This window comes from Vibrio sp. 2-Bac 85 (assembly GCF_037546705.1).
Classification (GTDB): Bacteria; Pseudomonadota; Gammaproteobacteria; order Enterobacterales; family Psychromonadaceae; genus Psychromonas.
This window is the reverse complement of the sequence record NZ_JALAAB010000003.1, coordinates 248,770-272,428: the sequence shown is the minus strand read 5'-3', so window position 1 is coordinate 272,428 and position 23,659 is coordinate 248,770. Positions and strand designations below refer to the sequence as shown.

At 37.0% G+C, this 23,659-nt stretch carries 23 protein-coding genes and 1 pseudogene; 6 read left to right on the top strand and 18 right to left on the bottom strand.

All coding sequences use genetic code 11. The features are described from left to right. Positions 1-77 precede the first annotated feature (77 nt). A complete protein-coding gene (locus MT390_RS05600) occupies positions 78-515 on the bottom strand; it encodes an excalibur calcium-binding domain-containing protein (RefSeq protein ID WP_499440031.1) in 438 nt (145 codons plus the stop codon). 231 nt (positions 516-746) lie between these two features. On the opposite strand from MT390_RS05600, the gene MT390_RS05595 reads away from it, so the two are divergent. Together MT390_RS05595 and MT390_RS05590 are read left to right on the top strand one after the other, a co-directional pair. Beyond that, entirely contained in the window at positions 747-1,160 is a 414-nt protein-coding gene (locus MT390_RS05595) for a hypothetical protein (protein WP_166370895.1), read from the top strand. A gap of 479 nt (positions 1,161-1,639) precedes the next feature. Then, on the top strand, positions 1,640-2,332 hold the full coding sequence (locus MT390_RS05590) for a hypothetical protein (RefSeq protein WP_499440030.1): 693 nt from the start codon (positions 1,640-1,642) through the stop codon (positions 2,330-2,332). A gap of 138 nt (positions 2,333-2,470) precedes the next feature. Here MT390_RS05590 and MT390_RS05585 read toward each other — a convergent pair whose 3' ends face one another. From MT390_RS05585 to ahpC, 4 genes are all read right to left on the bottom strand, one after another. Further along, positions 2,471-2,629 (bottom strand): YqaE/Pmp3 family membrane protein, encoded by a 159-nt coding sequence (locus MT390_RS05585; RefSeq protein WP_166370899.1) that lies wholly within the window; start codon positions 2,627-2,629, stop codon positions 2,471-2,473. A 135-nt stretch (positions 2,630-2,764) separates the two neighbouring features. Continuing rightward, positions 2,765-3,586, bottom strand: a complete 822-nt coding sequence (locus MT390_RS05580) for a PEP-CTERM sorting domain-containing protein (protein WP_499440028.1) — start codon at positions 3,584-3,586, stop codon at positions 2,765-2,767. A gap of 409 nt (positions 3,587-3,995) precedes the next feature. Beyond that, complete coding sequence (ahpF, locus tag MT390_RS05575) at positions 3,996-5,588, bottom strand: alkyl hydroperoxide reductase subunit F (protein ID WP_499440027.1); 1,593 nt, start codon at positions 5,586-5,588, stop codon at positions 3,996-3,998. Between the two features lie 206 nt (positions 5,589-5,794). Further along, positions 5,795-6,352, bottom strand: a complete 558-nt coding sequence (gene ahpC, locus MT390_RS05570; RefSeq protein WP_028867546.1) for an alkyl hydroperoxide reductase subunit C — start codon at positions 6,350-6,352, stop codon at positions 5,795-5,797. Positions 6,353-7,017: 665 nt separating this feature from the next. Between ahpC and proB the strand changes: the two genes are divergently transcribed. Continuing rightward, the gene (proB, locus tag MT390_RS05565) at positions 7,018-8,121 is read left to right on the top strand and encodes a glutamate 5-kinase (protein WP_166370905.1); all 1,104 of its coding nucleotides are present in this window, start codon (positions 7,018-7,020) and stop codon (positions 8,119-8,121) included. A 129-nt stretch (positions 8,122-8,250) separates the two neighbouring features. Here proB and fruA read toward each other — a convergent pair whose 3' ends face one another. Genes fruA through fruB form a run of 3 tightly spaced genes read right to left on the bottom strand, consistent with a single transcriptional unit; the run spans position 8,251 to position 12,219 of the window. Beyond that, positions 8,251-10,020 carry a PTS fructose transporter subunit IIBC gene (fruA, locus tag MT390_RS05560; protein WP_499440026.1) on the bottom strand — a complete coding sequence of 590 codons (1,770 nt, stop codon included), beginning with the start codon at positions 10,018-10,020 and terminating at the stop codon, positions 8,251-8,253. 30 nt (positions 10,021-10,050) lie between these two features. Next, positions 10,051-11,085, bottom strand: coding sequence for a 1-phosphofructokinase family hexose kinase (locus tag MT390_RS05555; RefSeq protein ID WP_499440024.1), 1,035 nt, complete (start codon positions 11,083-11,085; stop codon positions 10,051-10,053). Positions 11,086-11,088: 3 nt separating this feature from the next. Next, positions 11,089-12,219: a fused PTS fructose transporter subunit IIA/HPr protein gene (fruB, locus tag MT390_RS05550; RefSeq protein ID WP_499440023.1), complete on the bottom strand. Its 1,131-nt coding sequence runs from the start codon at positions 12,217-12,219 to the stop codon at positions 11,089-11,091. Positions 12,220-12,478: 259 nt separating this feature from the next. Between fruB and cra the strand changes: the two genes are divergently transcribed. Beyond that, a complete protein-coding gene (gene cra / locus MT390_RS05545; protein WP_499440021.1) occupies positions 12,479-13,459 on the top strand; it encodes a catabolite repressor/activator in 981 nt (326 codons plus the stop codon). Positions 13,460-13,579: 120 nt separating this feature from the next. Here the strand turns inward: cra and MT390_RS05540 are convergent, their stop codons facing one another. The 7 genes and pseudogenes from MT390_RS05540 to MT390_RS05510 all read right to left on the bottom strand — a co-directional run bounded on the left by MT390_RS05540 (position 13,580) and on the right by MT390_RS05510 (position 19,935). After that, positions 13,580-14,182, bottom strand: a complete 603-nt coding sequence (locus tag MT390_RS05540) for a PEP-CTERM sorting domain-containing protein (RefSeq protein ID WP_499440019.1) — start codon at positions 14,180-14,182, stop codon at positions 13,580-13,582. A gap of 296 nt (positions 14,183-14,478) precedes the next feature. Next, positions 14,479-14,844 (bottom strand): annotated as a pseudogene (locus MT390_RS05535) (ATP-binding cassette domain-containing protein); the annotation flags it as partial. Positions 14,845-14,953: 109 nt separating this feature from the next. Next, complete coding sequence (locus MT390_RS05530) at positions 14,954-15,565, bottom strand: PEP-CTERM sorting domain-containing protein (protein ID WP_499440017.1); 612 nt, start codon at positions 15,563-15,565, stop codon at positions 14,954-14,956. A 258-nt stretch (positions 15,566-15,823) separates the two neighbouring features. Then, a complete protein-coding gene (gene thiQ / locus MT390_RS05525) occupies positions 15,824-16,549 on the bottom strand; it encodes a thiamine ABC transporter ATP-binding protein (protein WP_499440016.1) in 726 nt (241 codons plus the stop codon). After that, positions 16,542-18,173, bottom strand: coding sequence for a thiamine/thiamine pyrophosphate ABC transporter permease ThiP (gene thiP / locus MT390_RS05520; RefSeq protein WP_499440015.1), 1,632 nt, complete (start codon positions 18,171-18,173; stop codon positions 16,542-16,544). The genes thiQ and thiP overlap by 8 nt, the downstream gene beginning before the upstream one ends. Positions 18,174-18,180: 7 nt before the next feature. Then, positions 18,181-19,191 carry a thiamine ABC transporter substrate binding subunit gene (gene thiB, locus MT390_RS05515; RefSeq protein ID WP_499440013.1) on the bottom strand — a complete coding sequence of 337 codons (1,011 nt, stop codon included), beginning with the start codon at positions 19,189-19,191 and terminating at the stop codon, positions 18,181-18,183. 249 nt (positions 19,192-19,440) lie between these two features. Continuing rightward, complete coding sequence (locus MT390_RS05510) at positions 19,441-19,935, bottom strand: hypothetical protein (protein WP_499440012.1); 495 nt, start codon at positions 19,933-19,935, stop codon at positions 19,441-19,443. 242 nt (positions 19,936-20,177) lie between these two features. On the opposite strand from MT390_RS05510, the gene MT390_RS05505 reads away from it, so the two are divergent. Then, positions 20,178-20,810 (top strand): putative quinol monooxygenase, encoded by a 633-nt coding sequence (locus tag MT390_RS05505; protein ID WP_499440010.1) that lies wholly within the window; start codon positions 20,178-20,180, stop codon positions 20,808-20,810. A gap of 104 nt (positions 20,811-20,914) precedes the next feature. Next, positions 20,915-21,715, top strand: a complete 801-nt coding sequence (gene budA, locus MT390_RS05500) for an acetolactate decarboxylase (protein ID WP_299660466.1) — start codon at positions 20,915-20,917, stop codon at positions 21,713-21,715. A 156-nt stretch (positions 21,716-21,871) separates the two neighbouring features. Here the strand turns inward: budA and MT390_RS05495 are convergent, their stop codons facing one another. From MT390_RS05495 to MT390_RS05485, 3 genes are all read right to left on the bottom strand, one after another. Beyond that, positions 21,872-22,588 (bottom strand): NAD(P)H-binding protein, encoded by a 717-nt coding sequence (locus MT390_RS05495; protein WP_499440008.1) that lies wholly within the window; start codon positions 22,586-22,588, stop codon positions 21,872-21,874. 33 nt (positions 22,589-22,621) lie between these two features. Next, positions 22,622-22,939, bottom strand: a complete 318-nt coding sequence (gene sugE / locus MT390_RS05490) for a quaternary ammonium compound efflux SMR transporter SugE (protein ID WP_499440007.1) — start codon at positions 22,937-22,939, stop codon at positions 22,622-22,624. A gap of 83 nt (positions 22,940-23,022) precedes the next feature. Continuing rightward, positions 23,023-23,658 carry a LysE family transporter gene (locus tag MT390_RS05485; RefSeq protein WP_166370931.1) on the bottom strand — a complete coding sequence of 212 codons (636 nt, stop codon included), beginning with the start codon at positions 23,656-23,658 and terminating at the stop codon, positions 23,023-23,025. Position 23,659: the final 1 nt, after the last annotated feature.

The window sequence follows — 23,659 nt, the reverse complement described above, 5'->3', positions numbered from 1 at the left end:
TATCCCGAGTTGCAATTATTTATAACTAGGCGGATTGAACATTAATAATCCCTATCCGTTAACGGTTATAAATTGATTTAAAAACGAGAATCACTTTCACAGGGCTGGCCGTCGTGGTCGCCATCCATTTTAGTATTCGGACAGTTCTCTATGAAAAAGATCGCTTCCGCTTTTGAACGCATTTCACTGCAATAGGTTCTACCATCACATCGATATTTTGAATTTGCCAGTTCACTTTTTTTATTAAATAAATTAATAGAATCTTTACGTTCACTTTTAGTTTCACTTGGCAAAATAATAATCGATCCTTTTACTGACTCAAGGCGCTCACAAATCACACCATCAGGAACTTTCCCGTATAAAATTCGGCCTTCTTTAGTCGTACATTTTATTTTGTCATCAATGGAAACACTTGATGAGTTAGCTGCAATAAACGGCAATTCATTATTTGAATATAAAAAGTAAGCGTATCCAGCAGCAATAAGTAGTATTAATATTGTGAACATTTTCATCATTGAAAGTCTCTTTAATTTACCCTGATTCTTTGGCTACTAGTATGAGCCAATGACGATAAGCAACATAAAAAGCGTCTAAATTAATGCTTTTTGTAAAGCATCACGAATGATACTTATGAACTAACGCGTCATTATTTGAAAATTAATTATAAATTTGTGAAATAAAACAACATAGACCACGGTCTTGATAAGTTATGTATTAAACCATTTAACACTTTTAAGGATCTTCCTATGTCACAACCTGTTTCAGCAAACCTACAAAACCGCCTTCAGTGGTCTCTCTTTTCATTACGCTTAGGTATTTTTATCGTTTTCTTTATGTGGACGTTAGATAAATTTATCAATCCAGCACACAGTGCGATAGTTATGAAAGCATTTTATGGTATCAGTGGAGCAAGTGATACCATCTTTTATATTCTTGGCGCGCTACAATTATTGTTAGTTCTTGCATTTGTTGCTGGGATCAAAAAACGCCTTACTTACGGTATTATTTTATTAATGCACGCCGCATCTACTTTTTCTTCATTCCCTCGCTATATTGATGGCTTCAACAATCTATTGTTTTTTGCAGCGTGGCCTATGCTTGCCGCTTGTATTGCGCTTTACCTTCTACGTGATGCAGATGTAAAACTAACGGTTAAGTAGTTTTTACACGTTAGCTAGCCTATCAATTTATCGCTAACCCCATGTTATATTCTATATATAATGGGTTGGCGATTTTTTGAAACTATAATTTTGAAGCTGTAGTTTTGAAGCTATAATTTTAAAGCCATTATTTTAAAGCGACAGTTTAGAAGCTATTTTTAAAGTAATTAAATATTACCGCTCGAGACTAAATAATAAATCCAAGCAAATAATCCAGCAAAAACCAATATCGTTAACACTAATTTCAACCAAATATATTTCATTTCAATACCCTAATTTTTAATTCAAACAATTAGCCCAATAAAAACCGCATAAAACACAACAAAAATCACAAATATTAATTATTTATCTTTACTTTTTACCTATGTAAATAATGTGATTTTTTATTTATGGAGATATAATATGCCGTCCCATTAATAAAGTAGAACGGAATCTCGCATTAAGGACAAAACACCATACTTTATTTTAGCGGAGTGATTATGTCATCTGATTTACGCATTATCTTAAAAGGGTTTCAACAATTTTTGTTATTATCTCTTTTAGTAACCTTACCTATTTTAGCCCTTGCCTTTGATCTTATTTATATGCAGCACGGTGTGATAAACTTAGATCAGGGTATCTCTGAATACTCTGCAACAGAGTTTTTACAGGAAACATTATTATTTAGCACCGCCTTATCTTTTGCCTATACAGCATATAAAGATCCTTCAGTCAGACATTTCAGCGTACTTATTACAGGCTTCTTTACTTGTATGCTAATTCGCGAGCTTGATGGTTTACTGGATAACATACGACATGGTTTTTGGGTTTACCCTGCAACATTGGTTGCTTTATTTTCGATTATTCATGCATTAAAAGCCCCTGAAAAGACCTTAAGTACCTTCGCTAGATTCACACAAAGCCGCCACTTTATCACTTTAAGCATTGGCATGGCTTTATTGCTTGTCTTCTCACGTATCTTTGGAATGGGCGACTTATGGCAAGGAATTTTAGGCCCTGACTATGAACGTATTATAAAGCGGGTGGTAGAGGAAGGATTGGAAGTACTAGGTTATACCGTTATATTTTATGCTGCCATGGGATATTTAAAGAGCTTTTTAGCTGGCCAACAATTGACAACTAAAACAGCAGAACAACAGTTACATTCAGAGCACATTATCTGTACTGATTAATAAGCATCAAAGAATTACTATAAAAGGTCATAAACGAGACTGTTTATGACCTTTTTGTTTAGTATTAAAGAGAGCAGGATTGATATGAATATATCCGTTACCATGCTTTTTTACGCTTATTTTATTACTTAAAATACCTTATCTGGTTGTAAGCCATAACGCGTGAATAATGCCGGGTACAAAAAAGAAAATACTAAGAATAAGGTTAATAAGAAAATCTTTTCCTAGTCCAAATTTTAGAAAAACAGCCAAAGGTGGTAATAAGATACAGATGATAATATTTAGTAATTGATTCAAAATACTCTCCTTAACATTAAACAGTGAATATAATTTAACATAAAAATCAAAGTACCAAGGTTATTTTTCTATGACAAAAAACAGCTTGGTACCGTTTATATTTATTCAACTATCAAACGAAGTTAATAAACTTGATTAAGCTAATAAATCACGTTTTTTGACCAAAATAGCCAACAAACAAAGCGCCAACAAGAATAATGTTTTTGGCTCAGGTACTGAGACAGGTGCAGTTGCCACTTGAATTGCAGCTTGAAGATCAGAGCCGTCTTTAAAGCTCATGCTTAATGTATTCCATGCATCTGCATAACCATTTTGAGATGCGGCTCTCATCTCAGAAACGATATAAAAGCTCTCTCCTGCTGCAACATCAAAACTAATAGTTTCAGGTATATTTACATCCAAACCATCACTTATATAAATTGATGTTGGACTCATAATAGGGCTAGCTATTTCATAAATTAATGTCCCGAAACTTGGATACCATTGTAATGAAGTACCACTAATAATAGCAATTGATGCGCTTAGATAGTTATAAGCATACCCCTCTTCATTATTTCCCACAGAACCATGAAGATTAACATCGAGGTCAATTGTTTTGGTTTCTAATCCCGTATTAGTAAAGTTTTGAACTGACCATGCCATAGCAGATGAACTTTTCTTAAAAGCAGCATTTGTTTCTACACGAAGTAATGGCATATATGATTCTGAAACAAAACTTGAGTAAGCTTGCCCATAAGCATACTCGTTTAATTCACTATATGCCTGCGTTGAGCCTTCACCACCATCTGATGCAGAAGAAAATGAACCTGAACAATAAGATGGGCAATATCCTGAGTTTCCGACAGAAGTATATGCCCCCACGCCTTCAATAACAGACGCATTGGCACTCGACACAAGCAATGTTAACGCACCAGCCAAAGCGAATTTAAATGATTTGTTCGTGTTGATGATTTTCATTCTTTATATATCCTTATTTAAAAGTTATTGATATCAATCAGTTAGAGAAAACTTTATGAGCAAGAAACATTCCAAAATAAAATACATATTAATTATCAATAAGTTAGCAAAAAAACAAAGAAACAATCTAAAAGTGAATGGGTAATTTGTAAAGAAATCAGACACTTAATAAATATCACTAAAGATCATTTAATACAAAGGGTAGGCTAATAAGCTTCTATAAGCAGCAGGAGTCACTGCTTTGGAGGATAGAGTTTGTAGTTAAAATTTTGGTTATGGTTATGGTTATGGTTATGGTTGTGGTTGTGGTTGATCGACATTGTTTACAGACAAAAAAATAGGGCACAACAAAATGTGCCCTACTCTTCTTTAAGCCCCGACTTAAGAGGTTAAACGTACTATTCAATCATTACGCTACCGCAGCGATTCCTACAGGAATAGGTGTTCTAATTAAGTGGTCAAAGGCACTTAAACTGGCTTTTGACCCCTCTCCCATCGCAATAATAATTTGCTTATAAGGTACGGTTGTTACGTCGCCTGCAGCAAATACACCCGGTAATGACGTTTCCCCTTTTGCATTCACTTCAATCTCACCACGAGGAGACAAAGCTACACCACTGCCTTTTAAGAAATCACTGTTTGGTACTAAGCCGATTTGCACAAAGATGCCAGCAAGCTCAACTTGGTTTTCTTGACCACTAACACGGTCGATATAGTTGAGAGCAGTCACACGAGTCCCATCTCCAATAACTTCTGTTGTTTGTGCGCTTTTAATAATAGTAACGTTACCTAGACTGTTTGCTTTGTTTACAAGTACCTGATCTGCTCGTAGTGTATCTGCGAACTCTAATACTGTTACATGTTCAACTAACCCTGCCAAATCGATAGCCGCTTCAATACCTGAGTTACCGCCACCAATTACCGCTACTTTTTTGCCTTTAAATAATGGGCCGTCACAGTGTGGGCAGTAGGCAACACCTTTATTGCTGTATTGCTCTTCACCGGGTACGTTCATTTTTCTCCAACGTGCACCAGTAGATAAAATGACGCTTCTGCTTTTTAATATTGCACCACTTTCAAGTTCAACATGAATGTAACCATCTTCTGTTTTTTCAGCAGCAACAACCGCACCGGCACGTTGCTCATTCATAATATCTACGTCATATTCTTTTACATGCTCTTCAAGTGCAGCAGCCAATTTAGGGCCTTGCGTCTCTTTTACTGAGATAAAGTTCTCAATCGCCATTGTATCCATTACTTGTCCGCCAAAACGTTCAGCAACAACGCCAGTCCGAATACCTTTACGTGCTGCATAAATGGCAGCTGATGCACCCGCAGGTCCACCGCCTACAACTAAGACTTCATAAGGTTCTTTTTCATTTAAGGCAGCCGCTTGTTTTTTTGCCGCACCAGTATCTACTTTACTTAATATTTCAGTTAATGTGATACGCCCTTGAGTAAAGACTTCACCGTTTAAAAATACACTGGGTACTGCCATAATATTACGTTCAGCGACTTCCGCTTGGAAGGCACCACCGTCAATCATGGTTGTGCTAATCTTTGGATTAATCGCAGCCATCATATTTAATGCTTGTACAACATCAGGACAGTTTTGACAGCTTAAAGAAATAAACACTTCAAAGTTAAACTCACCTTCTAAGTTTCTTACTTGCTCAATCACTTCTGCATCAATTTTCATAGGATGACCACCGCTATGTAACAGAGCCAATACTAATGATGTGAATTCATGACCCATTGGTAATCCAGCAAAACCGATAGCGGTATTTTTAGTTGGGTTAACCACTTGCATAATAGGTTTACGTACACTTGCAGCGGCATCTTCAATCACAGTAATTTTATCGTGTAATGAAGCTATATCTGTTGCTAACGCGTGTAATTTTGTTGCCGTTTCACTGTCATCAAGGCTTAATACTAATTGCACGTCTGTTTTTAAGTTTTCTAGATACGCTTTAAGCTGGGTTTTCATATTTTGGTCTAACATAATGTCACCTTTATATTTTTTGGCTGTATTTATTTACGCTTAGTTAAAAACGCAATGAGCAATTTTGGTTAATTTAAAAATCGACTCTCTGGTCAACAAGGCTTTATAAAAATCTATTTTTAAATGACCTCAGTCGATAGGACTAAGGTCTATTTATTACTAAGCAACTTATAGGTTGCTTAGCTTTTAGGTTTAGCTCTTTAGACTTAGATTTTACCTACTAGGTCTAGTGAAGGTGCTAACGTTGCTTCACCTTCTTTCCATTTAGCAGGACATACTTCACCTGGGTGTGCAGCAACATATTGTGCCGCTTTAACTTTACGCATTAGGTCTTCAGCATCACGGCCAACACCTTCAGCAGTAACTTCTAATGCTTGAACAACACCTTCTGGATCCATCAAGAACGTACCACGGTTTGCTAGGCCTTGACCTTCACGCATCATACCGAAGTTGTTTGTGATAGCGCCTGATTGGTCACCAACCATGAAGTAGTTGATTTTACCAATTGTGTCTGAACTATCGTGCCATGCTTTGTGAGTGAAGTGCGTATCAGTTGATACAGAGAAAACTTCTACACCACGTTTTTGTAATTCTTCATAATGGTCAGCAACATCGCCTAACTCAGTAGGACAAACAAACGTAAAGTCTGCTGGGTAGAAGAAAAAGATAGACCATTTACCTAGTACGTCTTTCTCTGAAATCTCTACGAATTCACCTTGTTTAAATGCAGTCGCGTTAAATGGTTTAAGTTTAGAGTTGATCATTTTGTTATTCCTATTAAGTGAGTTAATTACATCAATTGGGCTCGTTCTGCGAGTCCATGGAAAGCATTATGTAGCAAATCAATTGATAGGTAAAATTGTTAATTTCAATTAAATCAATAGCCACAACAAATCAAAAGTAAAGTCGATAGAACGCTAGATAAAGCTGCTAGCTAGAAAGAAGGATAGTTAAAACACAGATAGCTAATAAAGTGGGGAGCTTAAAAAGGTTATTACAGGTAGATGATTTTAGAGATAAAAACGTTTTGAGTTATATCAATAAAAAATAAAATTTAGAATGATTTTTAAAATATAAAAATAGCCTCACAGGCCCATGATTAGTGTAAAAGCAGCATCTTTAGGAATGAACGTATTTAATTCAAACAAAAATCAAACAAAATATAAGCATAATTTTGTGATACACTACACAAATCATATGGAATTACTTCATCTGATCAATCTTTAAATCAACTTAGTAAGGCAGGACATAGAATAATGACTCTATTGAGAAGTTATAATATATCAACCACGCTTCCCCCTCCAAGATACAACACTTTTCCAAACTAAAAATAACTAAAAATTTTCAATGCGACAAATCGCTTCTTACTCTTGCGATTGATGTTGCACATTTATAAAAAGAGTAATGCAGTAAAGTTAAAAGAGAAAATATGAAAAATCATAAATGGAATCGAATTGTACTTAAAGTCGGTAGCGCATTAATTGCACCAGAGAGAAAAGGTTGTAGTTCACGCTACTTATTACATATCGCCAAATTTATATTACAGTGCAGAGATATGGGTATTGAAGTTATTCTTGTGTCTTCAGGTTCAGTTGCAGCTGGTGCACACTTTTTCGGTGAAATAGAAAACCCATCTCTCCCAATCAAAAAAGCAATGGCCGCAGCAGGTCAAAATGAAATGATGGCAGCATGGGATCGTTTCTTTGATTTCCCTTCAGCACAAATTCTTTTAACACACGGTGATTTCCAAGACAGAGAAAGATATGACAGTGTGCGTGAAACTATCTTCGCATTGCTCGAACATGGAATTTTACCCGTTGTTAATGAAAATGACGTAGTAACAACAGATGCATTAAAAGTGGGTGATAACGACAACTTATCAGCAATGGTAGCAGCGGCGGCAGATGCAGACGCGTTAATCATTTGTTCTGACATTGACGGCTTATATAATAAAAATCCACATACTAATGACGATGCGGTGATGATTAAAAACGTGAGTGCTATCGATCAAAGCATTTACGATATGGCCGGTGGCGCACATAGCAGCGTTGGTACTGGTGGTATGCAAACTAAAATAGAAGCAGCTGAAAAAGCAACATCACATGGTCTTACTACCTATATAATCAATGGCTTTAAAGAAAGCTCCTTTGAGCAGTTAATACTGGGTAATAACCCCGGTACTGTTTTTGCACCTTATGCAAAACCAATGGAAGAAGATTTACATTGGATGACTCATACATCAAGAGCACAGGGTGAGGTTGTTATTGGAGATGGATTTGAATACCCTCTACATGAAAATAGTGACCAGCTAACGAGTAATGAAATAGTTGAAGTGGTCGGTGAATTCTCAGCCGGAGATACTATTTTAATTCGTAGTGATGATGGTAAACACTTGGCTAAAGCTGAAGCTAACTACAGCAGCTGTTTACTTAACTTCATTTCAGAACATGACAATCAAGATGATGAAAATGAATATCAGCATCAAACAGGCCCGTTAGTATCGGATAAAAATATTGCAGTGTTAGACCAATAAAACGATATGTTTAGGGCTAAAACTCATCATAAAAAGACCCTGTAAATAAAAAGGGAGCTTACGACTAACATCGTAAGTTCCCTTTTTTATTGAGCTATTTTAAAGCTCACTTATATTTTTAAGCTTGTTTTAAACTGCAACAGCTTGTTTTACTTCTTCTTTATTTTTCAATAAAGCATAGGTGAAACCTGTTACTGCTGTACCCGCTGCGATTGCCACTAAGTATAATAATACCGGTGAGATTGCATTTGGAATCAACAGAACAAATAAACCACCGTGCGGAGCGAGTAACTGTGCGCCGAACAACATAGATAAACCACCCGTTAATGCACCACCAGCCATACAGCTTGGAATAACACGCATCGGATCTTTTGCTGCAAATGGTATTGCGCCTTCAGAAATAAAGCATAAGCCTAAAACAAATGACGCTTTGCCGGCTTCACGTTCACTATCAATAAATTTTTTCTTCGCAAGGAAAGTGGCTAAGCCCATACCAAGTGCAGGTACCATACCCGCTGCCATAATAGCAGCCATAGGGCCGTATGATTGAGAAGCTAATAGACCTACACCAAATGTGTATGCTGCTTTATTAACAGGACCTCCTAAATCGAAACACATCATACAACCCAACACTATGCCTAATAGAACAGCATTAGTTGACCCCATATTGGTTAGGAATTCAGTAAGTGCAGCCATAATGCTAGCAACTGGGCCACCAACGACATAAATCATCACTAAACCAGTGAATAGACTCGCTACAAAAGGAATAATCAGAATAGGTTTAAGGGCTTCCATTGATTGTGGCAATGACACTTTATCCGCAATAAATTTAGCCGCGTAACCTGCGATGAAACCCGCTGCGATACCACCTAAGAAACCAGCACCAAGTTGGCTTGCCAACATACCACCAATTAAACCAGGCGCTAAGCCAGGACGATCAGCAATCGAGAAAGCAATAAAACCAGCCAATACAGGGATCATTAATGCAAAAGCAGCACCGCCACCAATATCCATCAAGGTTGCAGCCATCGTGCCTTTTTCTTTAAATGCTTCTATACCAAATACAAACGAAAGCGCAATCAATAAACCACCGGCAATGACCACAGGTAACATATGCGAAACCCCTGTCATAAGGTGTTTATATACGCCCTTTTCCTCTTCATTTTGAGAAGAGTTTGCATTACTTGTTGCTTGAAAAACAGAAGCTTGTGCAAATGCTTTAGTGATTTCTTGCTCGGTTTTTTTAAGTGCTAAACTTGTACTTGTTTTGTACAGTCGTTTACCATTAAAACGCTCAAGTGGCACTTCAATATCAGCAGCAATAATCACTAAATCCGCATCAGCAATATCCTGATCTGTTAATTGATTTTTTGCACCTACCGAACCACGCGTTTCTACTTTAATAATAAGCCCTTGACGTTTCGCTTCACTCTCTAAGGCTTCAGCAGCCATAAAGGTGTGTGCAACTCCAGTAGGACAAGCTGTAATAGCAACAATTTTTTTCACGCCATTACTGTCTGAGCTATTACTATTAACATTACTGCTATCAAGTTGGCTTACCGCCCCTTTACTTGCATTAGCTGCCGTTAGCTCTTGCGCGTTATTAATCGCATTATCTAACCAAGCTTGTGGATTTTCAGTGCAATCTGCAATTGCACCTTGGTATACACTTTTACCTATAAAACGTGTCGTATCAATATCACTATTGCTGGCGATAATGACCACATCAGCTGCAGCTATATCTTCAGTTGATAACACTTCAACCGGTAATACCGTTGATTGGCACTCTATCGATGCTTTAATATTTAATTTTGCACTGGCTTGCTTTAACAAACCAGCAGCAATAATACTGTTTGCGACACCACTTGGGCATGCAGTTACAATAGCTATATTTTTCATATTCAATCCTTAAATTAGTTATCGACGTATTTACACGTTTGATGAAATAGGGTTATTGTGAGTGATCATTTTCTGTAAATTTGTTACCGCTTCCAGACTAGGTACGCCTACGCCTACTTGCGTCACCGCTAATGCAGATAACGCGGTGGCAAAGGATAATGTCTGCTCTGCTTGCCACTGTTGCATATGCCCCCAACAAAGGCCTGCAACTAATGTATCGCCCGCCCCCACTGTACTCACCACATTCATTTTGGGTGGCTGGGCATAACGCCATAGGCTGTTGTTTGAGGTATTGCTTTGAGCATCGCTTGAAGTATTGCTATGAGAGCTACTTTGATCATTTTTGCCTAACCACATCACCCCTTTAGCACCTAATGAAACAACGATATTATCAATACCTTTACTAACTAAATCTTGAGCGGCTTGCTGACAGGCTTCAGCAGTATTAAGTTCACGCCCAACAAATTCAGACAATTCTTCGTCATTGGGTTTAATTAACCAAGGGTGCGCATCTAATCCAGCAGCTAAGGCAGCGCGGCTGCTATCAAAGATCACTTTTTTACCCATTTGATGTAGTTTTTCTATCCAGCTTGCGCAAAGTTCAGGTGAAATACCTTTAGGTAAACTCCCCGCAAGTACAAAAAACTGATGCGTTTCTGCTAATTTAAATAAACAGCTTTCAAATTCATTAATCGCTTGCTCAGAAACCTCTACACCGGGGAAATTGATATCACTCACTTGCCCATTTTTTTCGACTAATTTAACGTTTATACGTGTTGAACCATCAACACGGATAAACTCATCCTGAGCATTCATTTCGCTAAATAAGGTACAAAATAAAGCTTCATTATCACGCCCTAAAAAACCTGTTACCGTTACCTCTGCGCCTAAATCAGAGAGTACTTTTGCAACGTTAACGCCCTTACCTGCAGCATGCAGGGAACCGGTAGTAGCTAAGCTAACCGAGCCAATATTTAAAGTATCTAAACCGCCCGTCAAATCCAATGCTGGATTTAAGGTGATAGTAACTACTTTATTATTGCTAATAGTATTTTGATGACTCATGGTTTACCCCTCACTCAGGCCAGAAGCAATCGCTTCAGCAATACCCGCTAGTGCTTCTTTTGCATCTGGGCCTTCTACAATAAATTGTAATGAATCTCCGTGTCTAACCCCTAAACCAATCACTTTCATCAGGCTTTTTGCATCTACAAATTTATTATCACCATCAATGTTGGCGACTTTAACCACTGATTTATATTTTTTAACTGCGGCCACTAACATCGCGCTCGGGCGGGCATGTAATCCATGTGCATTATTAATTTTAAAGGTTCCAACATTGTCACCATCAACAATGATTTGTGGGGTAGAAACCGTAAATATTGCCAACAACTGTTCAACGCTTGAGCTGAATATTTTTGCTTGTTGTTGCTCAAAAACTAATTGGCTAATGATATTTAAAAATGGACCATGAGAACTATTACAAGCTGCAACAGCAATCAGTGCTTTGACAGGAAAACCATTAAATTCACAGGTTTCACTAGTTGTTAAAATAGACATCCCTGAACGTTTAACACCTTTTTCCCCACTCACAAGCCATAAACCATTACCTAAATGTGTTGCATCTTTAGTGACTAACTCAGCAACAAATTGATTCTCAACATTGCCGCTATTTTTTAATAACCCCCCCGCGACTGCACTCATTTGAATCATGTCAGAAGCAGGAAAGTTTAGTTGTATTAATGCGGGGCTAAAGTCAGCTTCAAACTGTACGTCACCATTTAATAACTTAATAATGTCGTCTTTTGTTGTCGCTTGTTTTAATTTCTCTTCAACATCATCAGCCGATAACACTTTAGTTAATTGCTTTAAAATACCTAAGTGTTCGTCAGATTTAGCGGCAATACCAATGACGACATAAGCGATATTTCCATCCCCCCAATTAACCCCCTCAGGAAAGTGATGAACTGCAACACCTGTTTTATTAACTAGATCTCGCGTATCTGTTGTGCCATGAGGAATTGCAATGCCATTACCTAAAAACGTTGAGTTTTGTTTTTCTCGGTTAAGCATCCCTTTAACATATTGCTCGGCAACTAAGCCTTTATCAGCAAGTTGTTTAGCAATCGCTTTAATGGCCGTGGTTTTATCACTTGCACTTTGTTGTAAGGTTATATCGTTATTAGTTAGTGTCAGCATCGGTCTTAACCTCTCGCTATATTTTATGAGTTAGCAACTATCCAAGCTTTACTGAATCGATTCAGCAAAACATTCAAAAAAAAGTCCAATAAGCTTATACAATGTTAATTGATACGTTATCTTGGTCTCAATTATTACAACTTCAAGGCTTACTGAATCGTTTCAGCTATTATAGTGAATCGATTCAGCCTATAATGCAACCAGCTAATAAAATAGATTACCAATAATTTGATCTTATCGACATAAAAGGATCTTAAGCATGACATTAGAGAAAATTGCCAAATTAGCAGGCGTATCAAAAACCACTGCAAGCTATGTCATTAACGGTAAAGCGAAGAAGCATAGGATCAGTGAAAAAACACAACTCAAAGTGATGGCGGTGGTGAATGAACATAATTATAGCCCTGATCATGCGGCATCAGCACTACGAGCAGGTAGTAGTCGATCCTTTGGTTTGATCATTCCAGATCTTGAAAACAGTAGCTACACAAAATTAGCTAAATTGCTTGAATCTAATTCTCGTAAAGCAGGATACCAAATACTCATTGGTTGCTCTGACGATGACCCAGAAACAGAGAAAAACTTAGTTAAAGCCTTACTTAGCCGCCGTATCGATGCGCTTTTTGTTGCTAGCTCATTAGCTGATGGCAGTGAGTATTATTTAAAAATACAACAGCAAGGTACGCCAATTATTGCACTCGACCGCGCCTTAGATGATGAACATTTTGGTTGTGTGATCAGTGAAGATTTTGATGGGGCTTATGAATTAACCGGCTCCGTGATCACTGAGAAGGTAAAGTCTATTGGCCTGATTGGAGCCTTACCTAAATTAAATATTTCGCGTCAACGTCAAGCGGGCTTTGAAGCACAAGCGAAAAGACAAGGCCTGACTTGCACTGCCACTTATGGAGAGCACTTTAATAGCGAATCTGGTAAAGCAGTTTTTCTACAATGGATAAAAGAGGATAAAGTACCCGACGCGATTATTGTTACTTCCTACACTATGTTAGAAGGTATTTTAGATGTTTTAATTGCCCAGCCCGAATTAATGAAAACCCTCAAATTAGGCACTTTTGGTGATAACCGTTTATTAGATTTTTTACCCATTAAAATTAATTCATTAGCACAACAATTTGAATTAATCGCAGATAGCGCCTTAGCACTGGGTTTAAATGCTTCCGCTAAACGTTATCAAGCAGGGTTAGAGTTAATACCAAGACAAATTATCATTCGAGCATAAAACCGGTCTGACACAGGGGCAAGGGGAACTTTGAACCTTTGAATTTTAAAAACAATAAAGCACCAAACTTTCGAGTGGTGCTTTTAAGTAAAGCTTAATTTATAAATTAAGCTTATTAAATTAAGCTTGTTTTTTGAATCGACGTGATGCTAAGCCAATAAGCGCTAGACCAAAAATAATCATTGTTGATGGCGCTGGCACAGCTGTTATTGCAGTTGAAAAATACACAGTATTATCTGAGTCGTTATCTGCTGACCAAATCCACTCTGCACCAGCGTCAATAGTTGTACGATTACCCCATGGATAAACACCATTAACCCCGTAATCACTTGAAGTTACATAGTTAGTCCAACCCGTTGTACTAACATTCCAATCAATTGTATTAGTTAATAACTGTGACAGACCATTACTAAACACATGATCACTAGTATCAAGACTAAAATCCCCTAGAAATCCAGCTACCCATCCGGCATCAACACCTGCAACGTGTAGGAAATAATCAGTACCTGCTGTTAAATTAGCGCTAAAAGATTCTGTAGAATACCAATTATTATCTGACATGATTAAAGTGCCTTGTGTACTGTCATCGGTGCTTAAATAAACAGAATACTCGTTATCGACTGTTAGATTAGCAGTTATCACAGTTGCATTGGCTACATTAAATAAGCTAGCAATTGAGAAAATCATGCCTGTCACTATCGTTTTCATTGATTTCAATTTCATAAAATACTCCTTTACTTCCCTTGTTTACGTTTTATAGGGAATAGTTAAACAAAAATATACCTACAAAGGAGCAAGTAACGATCCAACTTTAAAAACCGCTTAAATATCAATCATATAATTACCCACAATTAGTTACCTATAATTAAGTTGTAAAAAAAGCTGACACTTCCATGGAATAAATCATTGTAAATAATACAACTGGTGGAACTAAAATGATTAAAGCAGAATCATAAGCTATTGTTTTGGCAAGAGAATGTGGCCTAAATTGATTGCACAGCACACAGATAAAGACACTATCATCTATTCATTTCGGCGCTCAAAAAATCCACTAGTTGTTTATTGTTATGAGTAGTATTGAGGCAAGCTATTTTTTCAACGGCTAAGGCAGTGCCTTGATCGATAAAGACAAAGTCAGAAGCAACGTCTAATGCATCATTAATATGATGAGTCACCATCAATACGGTAACATTTTGTAATTTAGCTAATGACTTAACTGACTTCAACATTGCCACCCGTAACACAGGATCTAAGGCTGAAAAAGGCTCATCTAGCAGTAGAATAGGTTTATCCTGTACAAAGCAACGAGCTAACGCGATACGCTGTTGCTGCCCTCCAGAAAGTTGAGCGGGTAAACGATCTAACAAGTTTTGTACACCGACTTGCTCGCTGACAGCATATAGGAGGAACTTAGAATATTAAAAACAATAAAGCACCAAACTTTCGAGTGGTGCTTTTTAAGCAAATTTTAATTTATGAATTAAGTGTATTAAATTAAGCTTGTTTTTGGAATCGGCGCGATGCTAAGCCAATAAGCGCTAGACCTAAAATAATCATTGTTGATGGCGCAGGTACTGCAGTGATCGCTGTTGAAAAATAAACATGTTTTGCATTTTCATCTTCAGACCAAATCCATTCAGCTGCAGAAGTAACATCTATAGCAGGTCTTGTATTTGCATACCAAGGATAAGCAGTATTATCTCCGTATGAACTTGTATTACTGTAATTAGCCCAACCTGTTGTACTTACGCTCCAATCAATAGTATTAGTTAACAATTGAGCGGTACTATTACTAAATAAATGGTCAGGACTATCTAAGCTAAAGTTACCTAAAAAACCTTCAAACCCACTAAAGTCAATTCCTTCAACATGCAAAAAATAATCAGTTCCAGCAGCTAAAGTCGCAGTAAAAACCTCAGATTCATACCAACTACTATCAGAAGAAACTAAAACGCCTTGGGTATTATCATTTGTACTTAGATAAACATTATATTCATTATCAACTGTTAAATTCCCAGTCAGAACACTGGCATTTACGATACTAAGTAAGCTCACTATTGATAGCCCGCTGCCTAACAATACACTTTTCATTATTTTATATTTCATGTTAGTACTCCATTACATTTATTTTAAGGTACCTATAAAAACCAATTTTTTAATAGGTCTTAATATGAAGGAGCAATAACCATTCCAAAAGACAAGATCACATAAACATCAATCATATCTAAAATATCATTTAATTAGTAGTACTTAAATTGTAAAGTAACCTGACAATAAAGCGCTTGAATAAAACTAATCTACCATTAACTTTCATACGTATATGGATTTATAGCTAAAAATAATCATGCCTATAACACGGTTATATTATTGAATAGGTTTTGCATTACCTACCTGCGCACTTAAAAAGTGTGATAAATGCTTATTTGGATGAGAGACTTTAAGCTGGTCTATTGTTTCAGCAGTTAGCGCTTCTCCATGATCAACAAAGATAAAATCAGAAGCGACTGCTAGTGCATCTTCAACATGATGCGTGACCATTAATACCGTTACATTTTCTGACTTTGCTAAAGACTTTACTCGTTCTAACATTGCTACTCTTAATATGGGATCTAAGGCTGAAAAAGGCTCATCTAGCAGCAGGATAGGTTTATCCTGTACAAAGCAACGTGCTAACGCGATTCGTTGTTGCTGCCCTCCAGAAAGTTGAGCAGGCAAACGATCTAACAAGTTTTGTACACCAACTTGTTCGCTGATAGTGTTTAGGCGCAACTTTTGCTCCGCGTTAAGTTTTAAACCAGGATGTAAACCTAAAGCAATATTTTCATAGGCAGAAAGATGGGTAAAGAGATTGTTATCTTGAAATAATATCGAAAGTGGTCGTTGATGCGGTGCTTGCTTAAGGATTGAACACGCATTTATTTTGATATCTCCTTGCACAGGCGCAATAAAACCTGCCAATAAATTTAAAAGCGTACTTTTACCGGCTCCACTTGGCCCTAGAATAGCGACGACACTACCGGCTTCAACCTCTAAATCAAAATGAAAGCTTTGCTGTTTATAATGATAATTAACGTCTGTAAACTTAATCATATTGAGTTCTTCTTTCTTTAAACAGATATTCTACCACCATAAAAACACCCACACTTAACACCAATAGCACCAACGCGACGACAGCTGCAGATTGCATTTGATAGCTGCCTAGTAATTGGAAAAGATATAAAGGTAAAGTACTAAAAGTATGGCTACCAAATAATGCAATGGCACTTAAGTCCCCCACGGACAGCACAAAGCTCAAACACAAGGCTTGTAGAATAGGTCGTCGTAACGCTTTCCATTCAATCCAATAAAAACGATGCCACCAAAATACACCTAAGCTAGCGCATAATAATTCATATTTTTGAGCATTATGTAACATGGGTAATGACAAACTCTTCAATACAAAAGGCAAAGCCATTAATGCATTAACCGCAATCACTATATATAGGGCGAGGGAGGAAAAATGACCAATTTCTCTTAACAGTAAAAATAACCCAGTGCTGATCACTAAACCAGGGGTGACTAATATGATGGTGGCTAACATTTCAATTTTATCAGCATGGCCATTGAATCCAATCAATCGCCACTGCCGACTCGCTAACAAAATAAAAAAAGCACAGCTCACAGCAATAAGAGCAGCAAAAAAAGCAATGAGTAATGAATTCTTAAAAGCCAACCAAAATTTAATATCAGTTAGGACGACAAAAAACTGAGCATTTAAACCAGCAATAACCACCATTAACAACGGTGGAATTACCAATAGGGAAATAACAATAATCCAACTAAAGTCCCAACATTTAGCAATCCATGAATCATGATAAAAGGTATTTTTAGGCCCTTGATAATTGGCTGTTAAAGATGATGATCGTGATAGTTTTTGAATAAAAATAGCTAAAACAGCACATATACAAATCTGCCATAACGCAAGTAAAGCGCCCGTCTGCAAATCAAAATCAAATTTAATTGCTTGGTAGATAGCCAGCTCTATAGTGGTTGATTTAGGCCCGCCACCCAATGCCATTACCGTTGCAAAGCTGGTAAAACAAAGCATAAAGATAAGCCCTGCAGCATGTGGTAATTGAGCAACAATCTGTGGCCATTCAACAAATCGAAATTTATTCCAATGCTTCATTCCTAAATGCGTTGCTAATTGGTGCTGTTTATCTGGAATAGCATTTAATGCCTGTAGAAATAGACGACAAGCAAAGGGTAGATTAAAAAAAACATGGGCTAATAAAATACCATTTAATCCAAAGATTGAGAAAGGTAATACGCTATTAAAATATTCAAAAACACCAGCTAACACGCCGCTATTACCATAAATTGCTAACAACCCAAAGACGGCCACCAGCACCGGTAAGACTAAGGTTGTTGCAAATAATTTTAGTAATAAAGCTTTGCCTCTAAACTCCCGCCTAAATAAAGCATGGCTAATGGGGATCGCAAATAAAACACTTAATAAAGTGGATAGTGCAGCTTGATAAAAACTAAATTTGGTGATGTGCCGATAATAAGGATCAGACCAAATAGCCGTTACTTCTAACACAGGAGAATGAGCAAACAACGCATTTACTGCCATTAGCACAAACAAAAAGATGCCAATGGACAGTAAAAGCCCGGGGATTTGAACAGGCTTAATTAATCTGACAAATACCGTTAATGGATTAGGAAGTGGCATTAAGCGATTAATCTGTTAATGAGATCAACCACTCTTTTGTCCATGCTTTGCGTTTTGCTGCTACTTCATCACTTGAGTATGACAATGCCTTAGCCGGTGAGACGAGTTGATTAAACTCTTCTGGCAATGCTACATCGGTAACCGGATACATCCAATTACCAGTTGCGATTTTAGATTGAAAAGCATCACTCAGGATAAAACTCATGAATTCATTCGCTAATTTTTTATGTTTGCTGCTCTTAACCACAGCCGCCACTTCAGTTTGTGTGTAATGACCTTCGGTGAAGCTCGCAGCTTGGTACTGATTTTTGCCTTCAGCAATCATATGATAAGCAGGAGAGGTCGTATAAGACAGCACCATATCGGCTTCGCCTTCTAAAAACATGTTATAGGATTCAGACCAACCTTTAGTTACGGTGACCGTTTTTTTAGCAAGTTGTTTCCAAGCTTGATTGACTTCGTCACCATAAACAGACTTCATCCAAAGCATTAGGCCTAGCCCAGGTGTGGAAGTGCGAGGATCTTGATAGATTATTTTTAAGTCATCACGTTGTTCAACTAATTCTTTTAAACTCTTAGGCGGGTTAGTTAACTTTTCACTGTTATAAACAAATGCAAAATAACCATAATCAAAAGGCACAAAGGTTTTATCTTGCCAATCAATGGACATCTTAATCGCACTTAAATCAATATTATGTTCACTCAATAGCCCTGTTTTTTTAGCGCTTGCCATTAAGTTATTATCAAGTCCTAATAGAATATCAGCTTCGCTATTATTACCTTCTAAACGTAAGCGATTTAATACCGACACACCATCATCTAAGGCAATAAATTCAAGGTCACATGCACAATACTTTTCAAATTCAGCTTCTATTTTTGGTCCTGGTCCCCAGTCTGAAGCAAACGAACTGTATGTATAGACGGTTAATTTTTCCTGCGATGCAGCGAAAACAGGCGTTGCTATTAATGTTGCTAAGGTTATTAAATTACTGAGAGTCTTATTCACTATGTCATCCATTACTAATGATTAATATTAAAGTATTGATGGATTATAACAATTGCTCAATAACTATGATCAACTATTTACAGTATCGACCATTATTCAATACTAATGTCTAAAATAGACTCCTATTCACTACAATAATCGAGTAGCAATAAAAAATAATCATCGTCATCCCCTCTTCTGTTTAGTTAGAGATTGAATAGGGTTTGAATAAAGTTTGAATAGAGTTTGTAAACCCTGACACTACCAATAATTCTGTTTCAGCTATGTTTGAGTATTATGGTTAAATAGCTCCCATTCACAGCGAATACGGCCAATAGTACGCATTAGTAGTGCGTAATATTTATCACTGACATCGTGACTACCAAGTACCGTTTGTAACAAGGTAATGGCTTTTTTATATTGAATATTAGCCAAAACCAGATCTCCAGAAGCATTATATGCATTCGCCTGATCTAAAAATTCATCGGTAGCTGCCGTAATAACTTCATTAGCAGCTTCAATATCGGAGCTAATATCACCACATAAGTTTAATTGTATTAATGCGCGTTGATTTGACGAAATGAAATCTATATCAGTATGTTGACCAACACTACTAGGATTTTTTTGCGTTGATGACACTTGCTTTTCTAATGCCATCGACCCAATTTCGTGATGGCTTGCAGCAGTATCAGCCTGAGCTATTACGAATGATTTAACACCCGCATATTTTAAAAAAGTACCAACAACTTTGTTCGTTAAATTTTTCCAGTTAAACATAACTTGTCTTCCTTGAGCATTCACAATGTTTACAAATGATATTAATTATCATCTAAAAAAGACAATAAAACAACCACATTGATATTAATTATCATTTAGGTTATTGCAATTTTAATACCCTTCCCACAAAAGCATCAAGATTATGGATAATATGTTCCATATTAATTGGATGTTTACTCTCTTTCTCTAATTATCACTAGTGCGCATAATTCACAACATATTACAGCGAATAGGAATGCAAAATGATGATACAAATAGTTAAGTTTGATATTAAAACTGAATACATTGAACAATTTAAAATATTACTTGATGATGATAAACAAGGTTCAAAAAATGAAGCGGGTTTACTTGAAATGCGTTTATATCAAGATAAAAAATCTCCTAATCTCTTTTTTGCCTATGAACGTTTTGAAAACCAAGCAGCAGTTGATCACCATTCAGCACAGACTTATACCAAGCGAGTACTTGAAGCACTAGCCGTGATGTGTAATAGCGCACCTGAAGTAATGCCTTTAAACGAAACAACACCTGCACCGCTATATGAGAAAAATCCTAAAAGTGCCAATGCACAGGATGAACTTTTTATTATTTTCTTTATTTTCAAAATAAAATCCCAGTATAGAGAGCAATTACTCACACAATTTGAGCATCATATAACGCAAACTCGCAGCCAAGAAGAAGGCAATATCCTTTTTGATTTATACACCATTGAGGGTCAAGACGATACGCTAGCGGTCTATGAACATTGGCGTAAAGAATCTGATGTGTGGGATATCCACTTCAATCAGCCTTACGCAGTAGAAACCGGCAAGTTAATGCACCAGGCCGTTGTTGGTGACCTTGAGCAATACATGAATTTTGTTACTGAACTTTAATTTTATATCGCTTTAACCGCCCCCCAACCTTGACAGATAAAATAGGTAAATTTTATCTGTCTTTTTATTTGCTCTTAACTTTATCTCATCTTTATGGAAGTCTTATGAAAACAACTTTTATCAATACACACTTTAACAAAAAAAGTATCTTAGCGGTTTTAGCATTCAGCTTATTCAGCGCTAGTGCTTTTTCTGCCCCTTCTGTTGAAAATACAGTTGAACAATATGGTTTTCCGCTTGCTTTAGTTAATCAAATTTATACGGGCGATATTACGCCTGCCGATATGCTTAAAAAAGGCGAATTGGGTTTAGGCACAGCCGATAACCTTGATGGTGAACTAGTAGCTCTTGATGGTGTGGTTTATAAAATAGAACTTGATGGATCATTAGTCAAAGCACCTGCAGAGTTAACAGCACCTTATATGAGCATGTTTAAATTTAACCCTAACCAACACATAACATTAAAAGATGTAAGTTCCTTAGCAGAGCTCGGTGATAAATTAAGCGCACAAATGACTTCTAAAAACAGTTTCTATGCTTACAAAATCACAGGTACTTTCAAGCACTTAAAGATGGCATCAGCAGAAAAAGTTGAAAATGATAAAGTGCCATTAATGGAGTATTTAAAAACACGCGTAATGTACAACAAAGAAAATATTAAGGGGACATTAGTAGGGCTATATACACCTGAATACCTAGGAAATATTAGCATTCCTGGCATGCATTTTCATTTTGTATCAAGTGATAAAAAACTAGGTGGTCATCTTGAAGGTATTAGCTTCGATCAAGTCAGCGTTGAAATTGAAGAAATAAACAAGATCAACTTAACATTGCCGCAAGTGACTAAATTTAGAGAGCATAAACTACAACAAGTAGCGGTTCCAGCAGCCAATAAGCATAAATAAATGATTTAACAATATTTAGGTTAAACGACTAACTCCTACATTTGTACAAATAACCTGAATGCCAACTTTCTATCAATGATTGTTGGCATTTTAGGTTTAAAGCTCTAAATTACTGAATAATAGTGAGTAGTTCGCGATGGTTCATTAAGCCTAAACTCATTTATCGATAACAATACTGTTATCTAATTTATTAATATTCATTGATAACGTAATAAAATCAGCCCAATTCAATGTCTCGCTTTTATTTATATCTGCATATTCAGTGAACGCATTAAAAGCAATCGCCTTTCCTAACCTATCAACAGCGATACTTCTAAATTTATTAAGAGAGCCAATTAATAGAGGGTCAAGCAATGGCATAAACTTTAAAAACAGCGCTTGTGATAATCCATAGCGGTTTTTAGGTGTGATGATCATCGAGGGTTGAAACAAACTTAATCGTTCAAAATTAAGCGCTTTTAACCCATCTTCAAGTTCGCCTTTACTGCGTAAATAAAATGAACGTGAGGCTGCGCTAGCCCCCACTGAACTTAATAATTGAAAGTGAGTAATACCTGCAGCTTTGCATGCGATTGCAAAATCTAACACCGCTATTTTGTCAATTTCAACAAACGCTTGTTTACTCATTTTTGAAGGTTGTCCAACACCAAGAGTGCAGATTGCAATCTCATGCCCCTGCAATAATGAGCAGTAAGAATCCGGTTTAAAAACATCAACTTGATGTTGCTGTATGACTTCACCAACAATATTATTTGCTTGATTTCGCCCCAATAAGGTTAATTGACCTAACTGCGGAATTTTAGAGAGTTGCAGCGCAGCTTGATTACCTACTGCGCCGGTTGCTCCTAGCATAATGACTTTCTTTAAATTCATGTTATGTTCTACCTTAATTGAAAATGAGTCAGCTTAACTTTGTGCTATTTTAAGGCCGATAATGCCAACACAAATAAAAGCAAGGCTGAAAAATTTCAATAAAGAAGCTGATTCACCGAATAATACAATACCAAAAATAGCCGTTCCTATCGCACCAATACCAACCCACACTCCATAAGCGGTGCCGACGGGTAAAGTTCTCACTGCCAGCCCCAATAAAGTGAAACTTATGATCAACGAGGAGACCGTCCAAAGGGTTGGCCACAACTTTGTAAAGCCTTCTGTGTACTTCAACCCAACTGCCCAGCTAATTTCAAACAAACCTGCTAACACTAATAAAAACCAACTCATACTCATCCCCCATTATTGGGGTCGTCCCCACTATTAGATTGAGAGATGAGGCCGTCCTCACTTCTTTAATTTTTTAGGTTCGATTACTGACCGCTAGTGAGCGCAACTTTAACACCAAATCCCACTAAGACACTACCAACCACTTTTTCAATCTTTTGTTTATGAGTATTAAACTTTTTCACCAACGCAGGATGACTAAAAAATAACGACACCACTGTAAACCATAAAACATGTGCTAAACAGATGATTAATCCATATAACAGTTGCACCCAAACGGGTGTTGTTGGATTAACCACTTGCGTGAACAAACTCAAGAAGAATAGTGTTGTTTTAGGGTTTAATGCATTAGTAATAAAACCCAGTTTGACAGCCCCTAGACGAGATAACTTAGGCTCAACCGTTTGCCCTTCTGCGCTCAATTTACCTTTGGAAGTGAAGGTCTTATAACCAATATAAATAAGATAAGCCGCGCCTAAATATTTGATCAATGAGAATAAAATGATTGATTTTGAAATAATAATCGCCAACCCTGCAATCGAATAAGCAACATGGATCCAAATTGCCAAACCTATGCCTAATGCAGAGTACAAGCCACTCTGCCTTCCATGAAACATACTGTTACGCGTGATCACCACAAAGTCAGCACCTGGACTAATCGCCATAAAAATAGCAATCACACTGACAGAAAGCAGTTCGGGTAGGTAGTTTGCGATGTCCATT